The sequence below is a fragment of the Xylanibacter sp. genome, assembly GCF_057607445.1.
Genome location: NZ_DBLZAX010000017.1, coordinates 24,909 through 43,544, shown reverse-complemented (window position 1 = coordinate 43,544; position 18,636 = coordinate 24,909). Strand labels below are relative to the sequence as shown.

General features: G+C 48.1%; 12 protein-coding genes. 9 read left to right on the top strand and 3 right to left on the bottom strand.

Annotated features, from left to right (window positions below; translation table 11 throughout):
* Positions 1-17: 17 nt before the first annotated feature.
* The 3 genes from ACZMIG_RS12295 to ACZMIG_RS12285 form a co-directional block, all read right to left on the bottom strand.
* Complete coding sequence (locus ACZMIG_RS12295) at positions 18-905, bottom strand: alpha/beta hydrolase (protein WP_487889634.1); 888 nt, start codon at positions 903-905, stop codon at positions 18-20.
* Between the two features lie 599 nt (positions 906-1,504).
* A complete protein-coding gene (locus ACZMIG_RS12290) occupies positions 1,505-2,404 on the bottom strand; it encodes a diaminopimelate dehydrogenase (RefSeq protein ID WP_021855707.1) in 900 nt (299 codons plus the stop codon).
* 1,021 nt (positions 2,405-3,425) lie between these two features.
* The gene (locus ACZMIG_RS12285; RefSeq protein WP_125104806.1) at positions 3,426-3,785 is read right to left on the bottom strand and encodes a winged helix-turn-helix transcriptional regulator; all 360 of its coding nucleotides are present in this window, start codon (positions 3,783-3,785) and stop codon (positions 3,426-3,428) included.
* A 220-nt stretch (positions 3,786-4,005) separates the two neighbouring features.
* Here ACZMIG_RS12285 and ACZMIG_RS12280 point away from each other — a divergent pair, with 220 nt between their 5' ends.
* The 9 genes from ACZMIG_RS12280 to sov all read left to right on the top strand — a co-directional run bounded on the left by ACZMIG_RS12280 (position 4,006) and on the right by sov (position 18,525).
* A complete protein-coding gene (locus ACZMIG_RS12280; protein WP_021855704.1) occupies positions 4,006-4,389 on the top strand; it encodes a nuclear transport factor 2 family protein in 384 nt (127 codons plus the stop codon).
* A gap of 15 nt (positions 4,390-4,404) precedes the next feature.
* Complete coding sequence (locus tag ACZMIG_RS12275; RefSeq protein ID WP_021855703.1) at positions 4,405-4,944, top strand: flavodoxin family protein; 540 nt, start codon at positions 4,405-4,407, stop codon at positions 4,942-4,944.
* Positions 4,945-4,949: 5 nt separating this feature from the next.
* Complete coding sequence (locus ACZMIG_RS12270; RefSeq protein WP_021855702.1) at positions 4,950-5,579, top strand: flavodoxin family protein; 630 nt, start codon at positions 4,950-4,952, stop codon at positions 5,577-5,579.
* A gap of 392 nt (positions 5,580-5,971) precedes the next feature.
* Positions 5,972-6,736 (top strand): hypothetical protein, encoded by a 765-nt coding sequence (locus ACZMIG_RS12265; RefSeq protein ID WP_487889633.1) that lies wholly within the window; start codon positions 5,972-5,974, stop codon positions 6,734-6,736.
* 127 nt (positions 6,737-6,863) lie between these two features.
* Positions 6,864-7,223 (top strand): hypothetical protein, encoded by a 360-nt coding sequence (locus ACZMIG_RS12260; protein WP_487889632.1) that lies wholly within the window; start codon positions 6,864-6,866, stop codon positions 7,221-7,223.
* A 496-nt stretch (positions 7,224-7,719) separates the two neighbouring features.
* Entirely contained in the window at positions 7,720-8,670 is a 951-nt protein-coding gene (locus tag ACZMIG_RS12255; protein ID WP_487889631.1) for an ABC transporter ATP-binding protein, read from the top strand.
* Between the two features lie 18 nt (positions 8,671-8,688).
* Positions 8,689-9,981 (top strand): ABC transporter permease, encoded by a 1,293-nt coding sequence (locus tag ACZMIG_RS12250; RefSeq protein WP_287602466.1) that lies wholly within the window; start codon positions 8,689-8,691, stop codon positions 9,979-9,981.
* Positions 9,982-10,151: 170 nt separating this feature from the next.
* Positions 10,152-10,757 (top strand): Holliday junction branch migration protein RuvA, encoded by a 606-nt coding sequence (gene ruvA / locus ACZMIG_RS12245; RefSeq protein ID WP_021855697.1) that lies wholly within the window; start codon positions 10,152-10,154, stop codon positions 10,755-10,757.
* 268 nt (positions 10,758-11,025) lie between these two features.
* Positions 11,026-18,525, top strand: a complete 7,500-nt coding sequence (gene sov, locus ACZMIG_RS12240; protein ID WP_487889642.1) for a T9SS outer membrane translocon Sov/SprA — start codon at positions 11,026-11,028, stop codon at positions 18,523-18,525.
* Positions 18,526-18,636 lie beyond the last annotated feature (111 nt).

Here is an 18,636-nt window from a genome sequence, read left to right as displayed (position 1 = left end):
ATATATGGCGCTTATCCTTATTGCGTGGCTTGTCCTGAATATCTGAATATGAACTCAGACGATTCATTTACAGAATGTTTGAACGCTGTGGGCTGTCCGTCAACCGTAATGAACAAGTGGACCGAACCGGGAATCAGAATGTATTTCTGTTCTATGCCAATATTTTTCAGCCTCTCTGCAAATTCTGCTCCTTGGCATCGTAGGATGTCGCGTTCGGCCGCCACGAGCAACGTTGGCGGAAGTTTTGCAAGGGCATGGTCGTCTGCTTCTGCGGGAGATACTAATGGATTATGCGATTCGGTGGTGTATGCTTCGTTGAAAGCGTTCATCAGTTCGCTGTCAAGCCCGAATCCTTTTCCGAACAGTTTCCATGATTCGGAGTTGTCAGCATAGGCTTTTGTAACGGGATAGAATGTAATCAGGCTGCTGAAAGTGTTTTCAGGGAAACTCAATGCCGTGGCTATGGCAAGATTTCCGCCTGAGCTGTCTCCGCCTACAGATATGCTGCGGCATTTCCATTTCGCCATATTCTCGCAGGCAAATTTTACGGCATCTATGCAGTCTTTCAGTCCTTCCGGGAAAGGATGTTCGGGGGCGAGCCTATAATCTACGGCAAGTACGGCAATGCCTCTTTCGGCCATCGCAGCACAATAACGTGAACAACTGTTTATACTTCCTATAACCCAGCCGCCACCATGGAAATATACAAGCAGTGGTGTTGTGTTGTTGTCGTAGCGCTTGCTTCTAAAAAGAGTCAGACTCTTACTGATGTCTGTTCGATAGACACTGTTGGGCAGCTTGGCTGCTGTATTGCGGGCGTTTCTTACATTAAGAAGCATGTCGTTATTGCCGGACATTGCCTTGCGGATAGCTTCAGTCTGACGCTCCTGCAGCTTTTCAGGCATACGGGCAATGAATGAATCTGCTTCATTTCGCTCTGAATATTCATCGTGTCCTGTATTTGCTGAATATGCAGAAAATGAATTGAATATTATAAATGCTGTTATAATAAACCGGTTTATGTTCGATGTAAAATGCATAGGGCTATATAAAATCATCCGTTGGCGGAATAAAATTCAGTGCGTACTTAATCTTTTCCGGCGGGCTTGTTTATTAAACCCCAATCGGTCATTATGCCGCACATTGCTTTATCAATTTTGTTCATTCATGCTTTCAGCCGTCTTTTTGTTCGCTTTTTCCTGACATAGTCTGCTATGACAGCAAAAACTGACGAAAATTCGCTTTATATAAAGCAAAAATCCCGACCGGATTTTAATAACGATTTTGGTTAAAATACATTCAGCTATATTCCGTTTCTTATGTACAGTGAGTAGCTGGCAGACAATTCAATCTGTTATGGCCTGATAAAGATAGGAGATGTTCCCTTTTTTGCTGCGCTCAAAGAAACATCTCCTTAACTTTATTTCAGTGGTTAAAGCATATTGACTTTAACTACTGACAGAAATCCACAATACTATTGGATTTTTCACTCTTCACTTAGAATTTACACCAGGTGGCTTATCAGCTCCTCGCGGTCGCCGGGCAGAAGGTCGATTACGGGGATTTCAACCATGGTGTAGCATCCGGGCTGCTGACGCATAGATGCGCGTGCAACGTTTACGAGCACCTGACCTGTCAGGGCAGGGTTGTTGATGCTCATGTTGAACTCCATGCGTTGGTTCTGAGTCTTTCCGCTAACGCCCTTGCGCACGAGGTTTACGCCGTGGCCCATGTCCTGCACTTCGTCAACGCTGTCAACCTGCATAACGTAAGTCTCGTCGCTTGCGAAATACGGGTCGGCCTTGATAGCCTTTGTAACCTCCTCAAGACTTGCGCCCTCTTCAAGCTCAACATAAACCATGCGGCGGTGTATGCCTTCGCCCTTAGGTATGGTCATAGACAGAGCGTTCTTTACGCCCTCCTTAGAACGCACGCATACAGAGTGGCCCATGCTCATGCCCGGACCGAAGTTGGTGTAGCTCAGTCCTTTAGGTGCAAGGCTCTGCATAAGTGTGCGCACAACGCTGTCAGAACCCGGGTCCCATCCTGCTGCAATCACAGCCACAGTGCCGTGTTCCTTGCATATCTTCATCAGGTTAGAACGATATTCGCGTATGCTTGTGTGTATGTCGAAGCTGTCAACGGTGTTGATGCCGAGTGCAAGAATCTTTGTTGCATACTCCTCGCAGCTGCGTGTCGGTGTGGCAAGGATGGCCACGTCAACATCTTTCAGCTCAGTGATGTCCTTCACCACTTCATAGTCGGCCAGCTCTGCCGGCTTGTTCTCTGCTCCGTGGCGTCTTACTATACCTGCAATCTCGAAGTCTTCAGCTGCTTCGAGTGCCTCAACGGCAAATTTGCCTATGTTGCCGTAGCCCACTACGGCTGCTCTGATTTTCTTCATATTGTCTAAAAATTTATCTGATTCTTTATTATCCTATTTCTTTTATTTATGCTGAGATGCTGCTTATCTTATGCAAAGATAATGCAAATTTTCAGTTGACGGATAATTTGTATGTGTTTTTTCAACAATAATCAGCGTTAATGTTATTAAACGTAACTGAAAATATTATATATCTTACTTTCTGAACGTGTTAATAAGGCAAACGGCAAAGGATTGTTACCTGGCTTAAAAACGGCCTGTATGTAGGTCTCTGTTTACAGCTTATGCAGCCGTATGTTTAGTCGCACATTCAGTGTCATGACGGTTATTGTGATGTTTCATAATGAAAGCAATAAGTGCATAATACCGTTCAAAGTGATATCTGGCTTTTGTCAGGATTTTCTGCCGAAATAGAATTTTGAGAGCCTCTAATACGGTTCTTATGGTAAAGTATATTTACAATAACTCGCAAAAGGTATGCTTTTGAAAAATTACTCGGTCACTTTTTATCCGAAAGTGGCCCGTTTTCGCATCAAAAACAGCCCGCTTTTCAAGGCAAAAAGCCCTGTTCTCATGCCGTTTTAGGCCTGATTTTGTTGCACATAACAGCTGCGATTCATGATAACACACATTCAGTCAGCAATTTTTAATTGCACACGAAAACGGCCCGTTTTTACGCCCGACATATTTTATTTTTCAAATATCGCCGTCTGAGAGCGTCAAGGAAAATCAGAGTGTAAGCAAAAAAGAGGAAATTTAAGTTTAAGTGAAGAGTGAAGAACGAAGAGTGAAGAATTCAAATGCGTTGCAGCTGATTAAGGCTAACTCTTAGCCCGAAGGGCTTCACTTTAGTAACCGTGGGTGTGCCACCCACGGATTATTACTCAACAAACCGACAGCACCCGAAGCGGTGCTATTTCAAAATTATTTACTGACCTTTGGTTCTTATACTTTATGTTGTCTTATTTTTTTGCTGCGTTTATTAACTCGCATAAATTCACCGGAACAATAGTTTCACTCTGCATACGGCAAAGAGTTGTTGTTATCCGTTTTTAGGCTTGCCGTATTTTTTCTGAAACAGCTCGGTGTTCTTGTTGCCCCATTCAATCATGGCGTCGATAATCGGAATTAATGTTGCTCCGAGTGGCGTTATGGCATATTCAGAACGGGGAGGCAGTTCGGGGTATATGGTCTTTGACACCAGTCCGTCTTCAACAAGCTCTTTAAGCTGCAAGTCGAGCACGCGCGGCGTGGCTTCGGGAAATATCTTATGAAGCTCGCTCGGTCTGAGCGTCTTGTCGCGCAGCTCGTCCAAGATGCACGACTTCCATTTTGAACCTATCAGACTCATCGTAAGGCGTAGCGGACAGTCGAGGTTAACGGGTATCTTTCTTTCATACATGGTATTGTTCGTCTTAATGTTTGTGCAAAAGTAAACATAATAATCCGAAAAGTTAATATACTGATATATTTTTCAGTATCTGAATAATTTTTCGGTACTTGCAAAAATGTTTACTATCTCGTATCTTTGCACACGATAAGTTGCATTCCGGCCGGTTAGACGCCCTTGCGTCTTGTTTGCGCTTTCATTATAAAATGAATCTTTAAATTATGAAAACATTATGAGAGCAAGTATTGAAGAATACAAGGCTGTTGAGGCAGCAGCCATGAAGTTTGTCAGAAGTGTTGCCGAAGGCGACAGCAGTTATGCTAAAGAACTGTTTATAGACGAGGCCGTGCTGTTTGGCTATCTTGACGGAAAACTTGAGCACGGAAGCATAAATCAGTTTTATAACAATGTTGACTCGGTTGGCGGAGGCGCAGACTTCAAGGCGCGTGTAGACGTTATTGCCGTTGAAGAAACGCTTGCCGTGGTGCGCGTTCTTGAAGAAAAATGGGGCGGACGCATTGATTTCACCGATTATCTGCTGATGCTTAAAATCAACGGTGAGTGGAAATGCGTGGCCAAGGCATATAATCAGAATTCAGACACAATACAGAAATAAATAGAACTTTAGGTTATGAATATAGTTGTAGTTACAGGAAGTCCGCGTAAAAACGGCAACAGCTTTGCCATGACAGAGGCTTTTATAAAGGAGGCTGAGAAGTGCGGACACAAGATAGAACGTTTTGATGCGGCAATGATGAAGATTGACGGATGCCATGCGTGCATGACATGCTATAAGACAGGAAAGGCATGCTCGTTTGACGATGATTTCAATATAATAGCCCCGGCAATATTAAATGCCGATGCCGTGGTGTTTACAATGCCAACTTACTGGTATTCTATACCTGCACAGATAAAAGGCGTTATTGACCGTCTGTTTTCTCTTGTTGTAGGCGGAAAGGATATTGCAGGTAAGAAATTCGGCTTGATTGCCTGCTGCGAGGAAGACGACATGACGGTTATGGACGGCGTACGCATTCCGCTTGAGCGTTCGGCTGCTTTGTTGAAATGGGACGTTGTGGGCGAAGTGCTTGTTCCGGCCGTGCTTAACGAGGGAGACATAAACAAGACCGACGGCTGCGCCAAGGCTGTCGAGCTGGCTCATAAATTCTGAATACAATGAAAGTATTGCTTATTAACGGCAGTCCTAACAAGGAGGGCTGCACTTACACCGCATTGCATGAGGTTGAAACGGCTTTGAGAGCCGACGGAATAGACACAGAACTGCTTTATCTCGGCAAGAAGCCGCTGGCAGGATGTATAGCGTGCGGAAGCTGCATGCGCACGGGCCACTGCTTCAGAGACGATATAGTAAAAGACATACAGGCAAGGCTTGATGAGTTTGATGGCATAGTCATCGGTTCGCCGGTTTATTACAGCGGTCCGTCGGGTCAGCTTGTGTCGTTCCTTAACCGTCTGTTCTATTCTTCCGAAAGCCGTATGGCCGGTAAGGTGGGCGCCTCGGTGGTGTCGTGCCGCAGGGGAGGAGCGTCTGCCACGTTTGAACAGCTTAACCAGTATTTTACTATATGCAATATGCCCGTTGTGTCTTCTCAATACTGGAATTCTGTGCATGGCTTCACGCCCGACGATGTGATGAAGGATAAAGAAGGACTGCAGACCATGCGCGTGTTAGGTCATAATATGGCGTGGCTGTTGAAATGTATTGAGTGTGGGCGCAACAACGGCATTGACAAACCTCAGTCTGAACAAAGATTGCGCACACACTTCATTCAGGATAAGTATTAGGCTGTAATATAAAGATGATGGCGCGTCTGTAAAGACGCATTATCATCTTTTTATTTTCGTACGGAATGTTTTCCATGCAAATTTTGTGCTGTCTGCTATTTTGTTGCATGAAATTTGTTCCGGCTGGTTTATACGAATTGTTGAGCACATCGAAAGAACTGCCGGAATATAATAAAGTAGCCGATGGTCAGTAAAGCTAATTTCAGTCTATAAAACTTCTGATGTTAAATGAAAAAGTGAGTCTCTTAATTGTTCATTTGTCTTAATTTTATTAAATTTGTGGCGATGATTAAAGTGTAATTAGGCATGTTGATGTCTTTTGTGATAAAGAATTATGGGGCTGTACACTTTGTAACTTAAATCTAAAACAATAAAAACCTTGTTGTGTAAAGATGAAAATAGGAATTAAGAAATTTTTTTTGCCGATAGTGTTTCTTGCCGCATCTGCAAGCTTTATATTAGCCGGTCAAAGTTGTAGTATGCCTAAAGGCAATACACAGCCGGACACGATAGTACGTGCAGAGTTTGTTGATTCATCTGATGAATGGAAGGACACAGAATATTATGTGACAACAAAAAAAGATACTTCTGAGCTTTCGTGTATAATAACGACAAGAGATGGTAAAGTGAAAAATGTTGAGTTTAATCATTTGGTTGGTTCAAAAATTTGTTTTACTGGAAAAAATATCAGTAAAAATGACACTGCGGCAGTGGGATATGCATCTCCTATTTCTTATGATTTTTATAGTCCCACATATAAAGAAACAATCCATGAAATAGAGCTATGTTTAGACGCAGCATCCAAGGTCTACGATTTAACAACAATGGATGCGATGTCTGGATTTTTGTCTACATTTGGCGATATAGCCGTAATGACAACCAATCTGCTGAATGCAAATTGTAAGCTTAACGAGCATGGCTATTATTGGCATTCGGATATTGAAAAAGAACTTGCGAAGACTCCTTTGGCAGAAGACCTGAGCATAATGTTGAAAAAGTATAATCGTAGGGTGAAACGCATATCATGTTGGGAAGAAATATTGACTATTCTAAAAGAGGCAATGCTCGACAGAAATATTTCGAAAGATTTGTCAATTCCTGATAAGGTTTGGGAGGTCTCGTTATACATTAAGTTGGAGCCGTTGCAGCAGAAATAAAAGTAGACATCATATTGTGAAAGTTTTAGATGGACTGACAGTATTATTATGAAAATTTAAAAGCTTTTTTGTAGTGCTTTTGATGTAAACAAGTTATATTTGTGGCGATAATATATAAACCGAGCCTATGAAAATATCTTTGTTCATCGTTGCTTGCATCATCTTTATTGCTGCGCCTGTGGTGATGTCGGGTAAGGCAGACATGCTGATACCAGGACTTAAAAGAATGTACCCGGGAACATTAAGCAAGTCAGACTTGCGCGGCATACGTATTGTTTCAGGCATAGAATATATGCTTTTCAGTGGTGCCACGCTGGCTGTGGCGCTGTATCCTTCATGGGCTACGCTGCTTGTTGCCGCGTTGTTTATATTGGTTACGATGTTTCTCGCATACCTGTGTGTAAGAATATTCTTTAATGCCAAGTTCACCATCGGCGACGCCATTGCGTCTGTAGTCGACTCTGTGTTAACGCTAATAGCTTTTTAAGTGAAGAGTGAAGAACGAAGAGTGAAGAATTCGATACTCTTGTGGATTATTGTTATTTCACTTTTCATTTAACCGCCTGTGCAACCGATATGAACCAACAAAGCTAATGTGCCGGCTGATTTGTAATCTGCCGGAATTGAGTATAAGGATTTATCAATCCGCTTACTTCCTATTCTAAATTATCAGGTATGCATTTCGGATCACAAATTAGCTTCTCCGATTACTTCCAATTTTGATTAATAGGTATGAGTTGCGGATCAAAGATCCTTATATTTTATGCTGTCGGATAGCATATCCGACAGAACATTAGTCTTGTTGTTTTCTAACATTCCGTAGTTAAAGTCAAATGTCTTGCTGGTATTATCAACTTACTTGCATTTGGATTTTTCACTTTTCTCTTTTCACTTTTAACTTAATAAAGATTGCAGATTTTTTTGCTTGTTGACGAATAAACCTTAACTTTGTGGCACAATAACATATCATACTTTAAAATAACATGGACAAAATATTCCTCGAGACGCACGACGTAGTGAAGCGCTACGCTAACCATACTGCACTCAACGGAGTAAGTATAAAAGTGCCCGAAGGCAAGGTGTTCGGACTGCTTGGACCGAACGGCGCCGGAAAGACAACCCTGATAAGAATAATCAACCGCATAACCGTGCCCGACTCAGGCAGCGTTACCTTCAACGGACATCCGCTGTCGGTGGACGACATCTGCAACATCGGCTATCTGCCTGAGGAACGCGGACTGTACAAGAAGATGCGCGTGGGCGAGCAGGCCATCTATCTGGCACGGCTGAAAGGACTGGATAAGGCCGAGGCAGAAAAAAGACTTAGACAATGGTTTGATAAGTTTGGCATAATGCCGTGGTGGGGCAAAAAGCTCGAAGAACTGTCGAAGGGTATGCAGCAGAAAGTGCAGTTTGTTATAACCGTGCTGCACAGGCCGCAGCTGCTGATATTCGATGAGCCATTTTCGGGTTTCGACCCCTTGAACGCAGAACTGCTGAAGCGCGAGATACTTGAACTTAAAAACGAAGGCCACACCATAATATTCTCTACGCACAATATGTCGTCGGTGGAGGAGATATGCGACAACATAGCCCTGATAAACCATTCGGAAGTGGTGCTGCAGGGCGACGTCAACGAGGTGCGCTCACGTTTCAAGACCGACACTTACCGTCTTGGCCTTGCCTCCGGCAAGCAGCTTGTGCCCGTGGAAGGCATTGAGGTGACAGAGACAGAGAACAAGGGCGGCGAGACGATATACACCCTGCGCAAGAAGGCCGACATGAGCAACGCGCAGCTGCTGTGCGCGGTGTCGGCAAACAACGAGATAACATCGTTTGCCGAATGTCTGCCCTCTATGAACGAGATATTCATCAGGACCGTGGGAGGCGACGGCGCGACGGAAGAAAAGGCCGGAGAAGATAGCAAACAATAAATAAACTTAGAGCAAATCATGAACAAGACACTAATAATAATACAGCGCGAGTTTATCAACCGCGTTAGCAAAAAATCATTCATCCTGCTCACCATACTCATGCCCTTTGTCTTTGCGGCACTGATATTTGTGCCCCTGATGCTGTCGACGATAAAGAGCGGCGAGCAGAAACAGGTGGCAGTGATAGACCATACAGGCAAATATGCCAAGCTGTTCAAGGACGACGAGTCGTACCGCTTTGTGCCCACGCCCATGATGTTGGGCGAGTTTAAGTCGGACACCACCGCTTTTGCCGCCGTTATAGAGATAAAGGCCGACCTGCTGGAGCATCCCGAGGCAGCCACAATCTACTCGCGCAAGGAAGTGCCGCAGGGCCTCTCGCGCATTGTGAACAACACGCTCGACGAGCAGATACGCCACGACAAACTCGTGAAATACAACATCCCGCAGCTCAAGCAGATAATGGACGACTTCGACAAGAGCTACGACATAAGAACCGTTAAATGGACCGACGACGGCTCAGAGCAGGAGTCGAGCGCCGAACTGGCAATGCTGGCAGGCATGGTGCTCACGTTCCTCATATATATGTTTGTGATGTCTTACGGCGGAATGGTGATGCAGAGCGTAATGGAAGAAAAAACCAACCGCATAGTGGAGCTTATGGTGTCGTCGGTGCGCCCGTTCCAGCTCATGATAGGCAAGATTATTGGCATTGGCCTTGTGGGCATACTGCAGCTTGCCATCTGGGGAATAATGATAACCGTGATAATGAGCGTTGCAGGAGTGGGCTTCGGCCTGTCTAATCCCGACATGATGGCCACAGGCATGGCTGCCACTCCCGACATGGCTTCAGACGATATGGCCGCCTTCATGTCGGCCTTAGCCGGACTCAACCTGCCCATGCTCGGACTGGTGTTCGTTCTCAACTTCATAGGCGGCTATCTGCTTTACGCCTCTATATTCGCCGCCGTAGGCGCTTCGGTCAACCAGTCGGAAGACTCGCAGCAGTTTATGACGCCCATCGTCATAGTGCTTGTCTTTGCCCTTTATGCCGCAATGTACAGTGCCGACAATCCTGACGGACCTCTTGCCGTGTGGTGTTCGTTCATACCGTTCACCTCGCCTATAGTGTCAATGGTAAGACTGCCGCTCGGCGCTCCTGTATGGCATATAGTGCTTTCGCTCGTTGTGCTCTACGCGTCGGCCCTGGCCCTGATATGGATGGCAGGCAAGATTTACAGAGTAGGCATACTTATGTACGGCAAGAAGCCGTCGATAGGCGAGATGATAAAGTGGATGAGATACAAGTAAGCGCCACGGTAAGCACATACCGATGCGCAGAAAAGCATAATCAGATATAGACAAAATGTCGTCAGGCAGCATGTGCCCGGCGACATTTTTGGTTAAATAGCCCGGCGTCATGCAATAAAAGATAAATATGCTCGTTATAAATAAGGTAAAAAAGCAATACAGACAAGATAATGATAGAATACGTAAGAGGCGAACTGGCAGAACTTAGCCCGGCTTATGCCGTGATAGACACGGGCGGCGTGGGCTACGGACTGAACATTTCGCTAAACACATATACAGCCATTCAAGGCAAGAAAGAAGTAAAGTTGCACGTATATGAGAGCATACGCGAAGACGCGTATGTGCTTTTCGGCTTTGCCGCACGCGAGGAGCGCGACATGTTCCTGTTGCTCATATCTGTGTCGGGCGTAGGAGCCAACACGGCCCGAATGATTCTCTCCGAGCTTTCGCCGGCAGAACTGTGCGGCGTCATATCGTCGGGCAACGAGCGTGTGCTCAAGACCGTGAAAGGAATAGGTCTGCGTACGGCACAGCGCATAATAGTAGACCTGAAAGACAAGATAGCATCTCTGGGCATAACCGGCGAAGTGCCGCAGGAGACAGCACAGCAGGCTGACATGGTTAACAAGGAAGTGAAGGACGAGGCCGTGGGCGCGCTCACCATGCTCGGCTTTGCGCCTGCACCGTCGGCCAAGGTTGTCGTGGCAATATTGAAGGAGCAGCCCGAACTGCCGGTTGAGCAGGTGGTTAAGCTGGCCTTGAAACAGATAAAATAAGGTGCTGGATATAGCGATAAACGGATAATTTAAGAATAACTCAAAAAGCGAAGAATGGTTTTGTATTGTTGGCACGTGTGGCTGAACCGGCCTTTCTGATTGCCGGCCATTCTTCATCATTAACTTTGATATGCGTATAAAAAGGGTGATTTATGGGCTTTTGCTGATAATGCTTGCCGTGAGTGCGGCCAGCTACGGATTGGCTTTGCCCTACACTCAGGACGACCGCACACGGCAGAACAACCGTCAGCAGGGTGCGCGCGGCAATGTGGCTCAGGCCGATACGGCCAAGCGCACGGCAGTGGCCATGCCCGAAGTGATAATAGAGGACGACTCTATACCCGACTCGCTGCTGCATCCGCGCTGGAAGATACAGCGCATTGTGCCGATCACTCAAGACGATCTCGACCGCGGCATGGCCGACCTGTCTATGCCCGGAAACATTTCGCAGGAGGTAGTCTATAACGACACGCTCAACCGCTACTACATAGGTTCAAAGATGGGCGAGGGATATCTTTCGGCGCCGATAGCCATGACGCCAGAAGAGTATCGCGCGTGGAGCGAGAAAAAGGAGTTCGACCGCTTCTTCCGTTCAAAGAATGACGAGATAGTAAAGGAGCAGGGCAAGGAGAAATTCTCGTTCACCGACATGCACTTCGACCTCGGGCCGGCAGAAAAGATATTCGGTCCCGGCGGTGTGAGGATAAAGACGCAGGGTACGGCCGAGCTGAAGTTTGGAGCCACGCTCAAGAACATAGACAACCCTTCGCTGCCTATCAGAAACCGTAAGACCACGACGATGGACTTCGACGAGAAGATAAACCTGAGCGTGAACGGTAAGGTGGGCGACAAGGTGAACATGAACCTCAACTATAACACCGACGCTACCTTCGACTTCGACTCGCAGAACATGAAGCTGAAGTATGAAGGCAAGGAAGACGAGATAATAAAGCTGGTTGAGGGCGGTAACGTGTCGTTCCCGAGCAACTCGTCGCTCGTCAATGGAGCCACCTCGCTCTTTGGTATCAGAACCGACCTGCAGTTTGGCAAGCTGTCGCTGCAGACCGTAATCTCACAGAAAAAGTCGTCGTCAAAGAGCGTGTCGTCGCAGGGTGGTGTGCAGCTTACGCCGTTCGAGATCGATGCTGCCGACTATGAGGAAAACCGCCACTTCTTCCTTTCGCAGTATTTCCGCGACAAGTATGACGCAGCCATGCAGAAGTTGCCTAACATAACCACAGGTATAACCATCAACCGCGTGGAGATATGGGTGACCAACAAGACGGGTACGACATCAAACTCGCGCAACATCGTGGCTCTGACTGACCTCGGAGAGAACACCAAGGTGAGCAACTCCATGTGGGGACTGACAGGGCAGAATGTGCCGGGAAACAATGCCAACAGCGAATATTCGACAATGGTGAACAGCTATGCTGCCGCACGTGATATTAACCAGACTTCTTCCGTACTCGATGCTATTCCTGGCTTCGTGGGTGGAGTAGACTATGAGAAACTGGAGAGCGCACGCCTGCTTAACAGTTCTGAATATACCGTCAACACATCGCTGGGATACATCTCGCTGAAGTCGACGCTGCAGACCGACCAGGTGCTGGCCATTGCTTACGAATATACCTATGGCGGCGTTACATATCAGGTGGGAGAGTTTGCTTCCGACATACAGGACGTCAACCAAGCCTTGTTCGTAAAATCACTCAAGAACACGAGCAACAACCCGCAGCAGGGCAACTGGGACCTGATGATGAAGAACGTTTATTATCTTGCTTCGTCTGTGGAGAAAGACAAGTTCCGTCTTGACGTCAAGTTCCAGAGCGACACCACGGGCGTCTACCTGTCTTACATCCCCGAGCAGCAGGTGAAGGACCAGACCATCATAAAGCTTCTCGGTGCCGACCGACTCGATAATAACAACAAGGCAAACAGCAACGGATATTTCGACTATGTTGAAGGCTATACCATAAGCAACGGACGCGTGTTCTTCCCTGAGGCAGAGCCGTTCGGCGACTATATGTATAAGGCTCTTACGGCCAAGGGCGTGGCTCCGGATGTGGCTGCAAAATATAGCTTCACAGAGCTTTACGACTCAACAAAGACCGTGGCAAAGCAGATAGCTGAGAAAGACAAGTATCAGCTTGTAGGACAGTTTCGCGGAACACTTGCCAACGTAATATCGCTCGGTGCATACAATGTGCCGCAGGGATCCGTAGTTGTTACGGCCGGAGGTGTTACGCTTACCGAAGGTTCTGACTATACCGTAGACTATTCGTCAGGCGAGGTGACAATCCTTAATCAGAGCATCATTGACGCCGGCACGGCCATTAATGTGTCGCTCGAGAGCAATACCGACTATGCCCAGGAGCGCAAGACCATGCTCGGACTCAACTGGCAATACGACTTCTCGAAAGACTTCCAGATAAGCGGTACTATACAGCACTTGTCGGAACAGGCGCTCACCACGAAGGTTACGATGGGCTCTGAACCTCTGAACAACACCCTATGGGGCTTCAACATCAACTGGAAGAAAGAGAGCCAGTGGCTGACAAACATGCTCGACAAGCTGCCTTTCCTTCACTGTACGCAGCCCTCTGTGATATCATTCACCGGAGAGTTTGCTCAGCTCATCGCAGGTCAGGCAAGCGGAGTGCAGGACAATGCGTCGTATATCGACGACTTTGAGAACACCAAAAACACTATTGACGTCTCATCGCCTACATCGTGGGTGCTTTCGAGCGTGCCTTCCATGTTCCCCGAGCAGTCGGACAAGACGACGCTTTCCAGCGGATACAACCGTGCGCTGCTGGCATGGTATAACATCGATCCGCTGTTCACGCGCCGCAGTTCATCGCTCACTCCGGCTCACATCAAGGGCGACCTTGAGCAGCTAAGCAACTATTACGTGCGTGAGGTGTATGTAAAGGAACTTTTCCCTAACCGCGACAACAACAGCTACAGCGGCGCAACAGCCACCTTGCCTATACTCAACCTCGCATATTATCCTTCTGAGCGCGGTCCTTACAACTTTAATCCAAACCTCAACTATGACGGAACGCTGCAGAATCCTACGCAGCACTGGGGCGGTATGATGCGTAAGCTCGACACAAGCGACTTTGAAACTGCCAATATTGAATATATCGAGTTCTGGCTGCTCGACCCGTTCATCTATTCTAATGAACAGAGCGATGCCAACCAATATGGAGGCGACTTCTACATCAACCTCGGAGAAGTGAGCGAAGACATCTTGCGCGATGGTAAGAAGTTTTATGAGAGCGGCATGTCTGTCGACGGTTCAGGCAGCTACACTACCACACAGTGGGGTAAGATACCTACGCAGGCCACCGTTACTTACGCCTTTGCAACCACAACCGGTTCAAGAGCTTTGCAGGATGTAGGTTACAACGGACTTACCGACGCAGAGGAAAGAGAGTTCGGACCATATCAGGAGTTCCTCACAGCCATTCAGGGTAAGGTGTCAGCGGCACAGCTCGACTCTATAATGAACGACCCTGCCAACGACGACTACCATTACTTCCGCGGATCAGACTTCGACCAGATAGAGGCGTCTATCCTGCAGAGATATAAGAGGATAAACAATCCTCAGGGCAACTCGCCTGACAGCGACAGCCGTACAGAAAGCTATGACACGTCTTACAAGACGACGCCTGATGTTGAGGATATCAACCAGGATTACACGCTGAACGAATATGAGAAGTATTATCAGTACAAGATAAGCATCCGCCCCGAAGACCTCGTGGTGGGACGAAATTTCATTGTCGACAAGCGCGAGACATCGCCCACGCTGCGTAACGGCAAGCCAGGACATGCCACATGGTATCAGTTCAGAATACCTCTGAGCGAGTATGAGGAGCGTGTAGGCTCGATAAACGATTTCACATCAGTGCGCTTCATGCGTATGTTCCTTACAAACTTCCAGAAGCCTATAGTGCTGCGTTTTGCCACGTTCGACCTTGTAAGAGGTGAATGGCGCGTCTACGACCAGTCGCTCAACACCGGAGCAAATGAAACCGGAAGCATGTCGGTAAGTGCGGTGAGCATTGAGGAAAACAACGACAAGACGCCTGTCAACTATGTGCTGCCTCCGGGCATACAGCGCGGACAAGACCCCACACAGCCGCAGCTTACAGAAGACAACGAGCAGGCTCTCAACATAGTGATTGAGAACATGTCGACAAATGAGTCGAAGGCCGTATACAAAAACACCACGCTCGACATTCGTCAGTATAAGCGCCTGCAGATGTTTGTGCATGCCAATGCCTTTGAGCAGAATACAACTAATCTGACAGACAATCAGCTTGCCGTGTTTGTCCGTCTTGGAAGCGACTATAAGAACAACTACTACGAGTATGAGATACCTCTGAAACTTACTGCTCCGGGTGAATACAACAGATATAGCCTGGCTGACTGTAAGCTCGTATGGCCGGAGGAGAATATGCTCGACATACCGCTGAGCGTGTTCACATCGCTGAAGAAAGAACGCAACAAGGCCCGCGGACTCGGACTTGCATCATACAACACCGTGTATTCGGCCTATGATGAAGACAAGCCTAACAACAAGGTGAGTATCATGGGTAATCCTACCCTTGGCGAGGTTAAGGTCATGATGATAGGTGTGCGCAACCTTTCGGGCGAGATGAAGTCAGGAGAGGTGTGGGTCAACGAGCTCCGTCTGAAGGAATATAACAACGAAGGCGGATGGGCAGCACAGGGAGCGCTCAACGTTCAGCTGTCGGATGTTGGAACTATAAACGCTACAGGAAAAATAGTTACCGACGGATTCGGCGGACTTGAAGACGGCGTAGCCGAGCGTTCGCAGGACGACTATAAGACTTACAGCTTCACGGCAAACGTCGAGCTGGGCAAGTTCTTCCCCGACAAGGCCAAGGTTACTGCTCCGCTTTATTACTCTATAACGCAGGAAGAAACACGTCCGAAGTATAATCCGCTTGATACGGATATGCTCCTTGAAGATGCTCTCGAGGCAACTGCCAACGAGCATGAGCGCGACTCTATAGAGAGCATTGCCGTGACGAAGACCACAAACACCAACTTCTCACTGTCGAATGTGCGTGTCGGAATACAGACTAAGCGTCACCCCATGCCGTACGACCCGGCTAACTTCTCGTTCTCTTACAGCCACAGCCACCGCCACACGAGCGGCGAGACAACCGTCTATGAGAACGAAGACAACTGGCGCGGAGCCATCAACTACAGCTACACTCCTGTCTACAAGACCTTCGAGCCGTTCAAGAAGATGATAAAGAGCAAGAGTAAGTGGTATGACATCGTGAAGAACTTCGGTCTTAACTGGCTGCCGCAGAACATAACGTTCGACACGGAAATGCTGCGCAACTATTATGAACTTCAGGAGCGCGACATGGAAAGCACCGACGGCAATCAGCTGCCGCTGACCTTCAGCGAGCAGTTCTTGTGGAACCGTGAGTTCTCGATACGCTGGGACTTGACCAAGAATCTCCACATGAACTTCAACAGTGCCACACATGCCGAGATAGAAGAGCCTTACACGCCTATAAACAAAGACCTCTATCCCGATCAGTATGCGGCATGGAAAGACTCTGTGTGGACAAGTATAAAGGACTTCGGACGCCCGCTTGACTATAACCAGACGTTCAACATGTCGTATCAGTTGCCGCTGAATCTTATTCCGATATTCGACTGGATCAACTCTGATGCCAACTATAATGCAACCTACAGCTGGACCCGCGGAACCGACCTTGAGGACGGAACGTCGCTGGGTAACGAGATATCTACAAACCGCACGTTCAACCTTAACGGAACGTTCAATCTTGAAAGGCTTTACAACCATGTGCCGTTCCTGAAGAAGGCCAACGACAGATTCAACAAGAGTTCGAGAACGTCGCGCACGTCTCAGCTGAAGAGACGCAACCAGCTGAAGCAGGCAAAGAACTCGGCCAACAACAAGACGTCGAAGGCCGACGACAAGAATGGCAGAAACGGCGGTAAGGACGGAAAGGACGCCGACAAGGAAAAGAGCTTGCTGCCGAAGAACAAGCGCAGCTTTGAAAAGGAGATTGTGCTTAATCCTGACACCACGCTGATAGTGTCTCACGGCAAGAACAGCAAGAGGCTCATGGTGACGGCCAAGACAAAGGACGGCAAGGCCTTCAGACTGAAGTATAAGGCTGTGGACAACAACCGCATAAAGATAACGTCGAAGGTTGACAGCACGACGACGCTGAAGCTCACCGTTACGCCGAAGGCTCCGCTGGACGAGAACGTCTGGTATAAGACAGCCCAGTGTGTGGCACGCGGACTGATGCTCGTGCGCAACGTTAGCTTCTCTTACCGCAACCAGTACAGCATGTATCTGCCGGGCTTCATGCCCAACGTTGGCGACGTGTTCGGTCAGCGCAGCGGCGGAACAATGGCTCCGGGTCTCGACTTTGCGTTCGGCTTTGTTGACGACAGCTATATCGAGAAGAGTGCCGAACGCGGCTGGCTGCTCATGAACGACAGTGTGGCCACGCCTGCAACGACAAGTCTGACAGAAGACCTGCAGCTCAGAATGACACTCGAACCGGTGAAGAACCTGAAGATAGACCTCAACGCAAGCCGCACCGAAACCAAGTCGAAGAGCATACAATATATGTACTCCGGCTCGCCGACCACACAGAGCGGAACGCTCACCATGACCACGATAAGTCTCGGCAGCGCGTTTGAGGGAATGGGCGACGCCACCAACGGCTATCATTCGGCTACATTCGAGAAGTTCTGCAACTCGCTAGAGTCGTTCCGGAGCCGTGTCGAGGCACAGTACACCAATGCCGAATATCCAGCCGGAAGCTCGCTTGCCGGACAGAAGTTCGACCCTGCCAACGGATCTGTCAGCAAGTACAGCGCCGACGTAATGATACCGGCTTTCCTTTCGGCCTATACGAGCATGGGCGGCAACTCGCTGAACATATTCCCCGCACTGTCGCGCCTGCTGCCTAACTGGACGGTGAAATATAGCGGACTGTCACAGTTGCCGTGGTTCCGCGACGTGTTCAAGAGCTTCAACATCAACCATGCCTACAAGAGCATCTATGCCATCGGCTCATACAGCTCTTACAGTACGTTTATGGAATATATGAACGGTCTGGGCTTCGTCAGCGACGTGTCAACCGGCAACCCCGTGCCGAGCAGCATGTATAACATCAGCACCGTGAGCATCAACGAGGCCTTCTCGCCGCTGCTCGGAATAGACATGACCTTCAACAACAACCTTACCTGCAAGCTGGAGTACCGCACAACGAGAGTGCTCAGCCTCAGTATGACAAGTATACAGATCAACGAGGCCACCAGTCACGACTGGGTTGTGGGCATGGGTTACAAGATAAACAACTTCAAACTGTTTGGCGGACGCCGCCGTCGCAAGGTGAAGAGCAGCCGCAGCAACGACGAAAACAACAACAACTCAACGTCGAACAGCTCGCGCAGCACCGGATTCAACACCGACCTCAACTTGCGTCTCGACCTGTCTTACCGCAAGCAGGCGTCCATCTGCCGCGACATAGCCTCGATGACAAGTTCTGCCAGCAGCGGCAACTCGGCGTTCAAGCTGTCGTTCTCGGCTGACTACACGCTGTCGCGCCTGCTCACAATGAGCTTCTATTACGACCGCCAGACCAACACGCCGTTGCTTTCGAGCAGCAGCTATCCTACCACCACTCAGGACTTTGGCCTGAGTCTGAAGTTCTCGCTTACGCGATAAAGACATACGCCAAGGCGCACACATCCCTGCGGAACAAAGCCTATGCCATGCGGCATGGCTCCTCGGGATATGTGCTCCTTGGCGTTTTTATGTGCAGCCTGTTAGAGTTAA

Bases quoted from the DNA above. Each gene is read 5' to 3' on its own strand.
- ACZMIG_RS12275 (WP_021855703.1), top strand. From the start codon at position 4,405: ATGAATATAGTTGTAGTTACAGGAAGTCCGCGTAAAAACGGCAACAGC.
- ACZMIG_RS12285 (WP_125104806.1), bottom strand. From the start codon at position 3,785: ATGTATGAAAGAAAGATACCCGTTAACCTCGACTGTCCGCTACGCCTT.
- ACZMIG_RS12290 (WP_021855707.1), bottom strand. From the start codon at position 2,404: ATGAAGAAAATCAGAGCAGCCGTAGTGGGCTACGGCAACATAGGCAAA.
- ACZMIG_RS12265 (WP_487889633.1), top strand. From the start codon at position 5,972: ATGAAAATAGGAATTAAGAAATTTTTTTTGCCGATAGTGTTTCTTGCC.
- ACZMIG_RS12260 (WP_487889632.1), top strand. From the start codon at position 6,864: ATGAAAATATCTTTGTTCATCGTTGCTTGCATCATCTTTATTGCTGCG.
- ACZMIG_RS12270 (WP_021855702.1), top strand. From the start codon at position 4,950: ATGAAAGTATTGCTTATTAACGGCAGTCCTAACAAGGAGGGCTGCACT.
- ruvA (WP_021855697.1), top strand. From the start codon at position 10,152: ATGATAGAATACGTAAGAGGCGAACTGGCAGAACTTAGCCCGGCTTAT.
- ACZMIG_RS12250 (WP_287602466.1), top strand. From the start codon at position 8,689: ATGAACAAGACACTAATAATAATACAGCGCGAGTTTATCAACCGCGTT.
- ACZMIG_RS12280 (WP_021855704.1), top strand. From the start codon at position 4,006: ATGAGAGCAAGTATTGAAGAATACAAGGCTGTTGAGGCAGCAGCCATG.
- ACZMIG_RS12255 (WP_487889631.1), top strand. From the start codon at position 7,720: ATGGACAAAATATTCCTCGAGACGCACGACGTAGTGAAGCGCTACGCT.
- ACZMIG_RS12295 (WP_487889634.1), bottom strand. From the start codon at position 905: ATGCCTGAAAAGCTGCAGGAGCGTCAGACTGAAGCTATCCGCAAGGCA.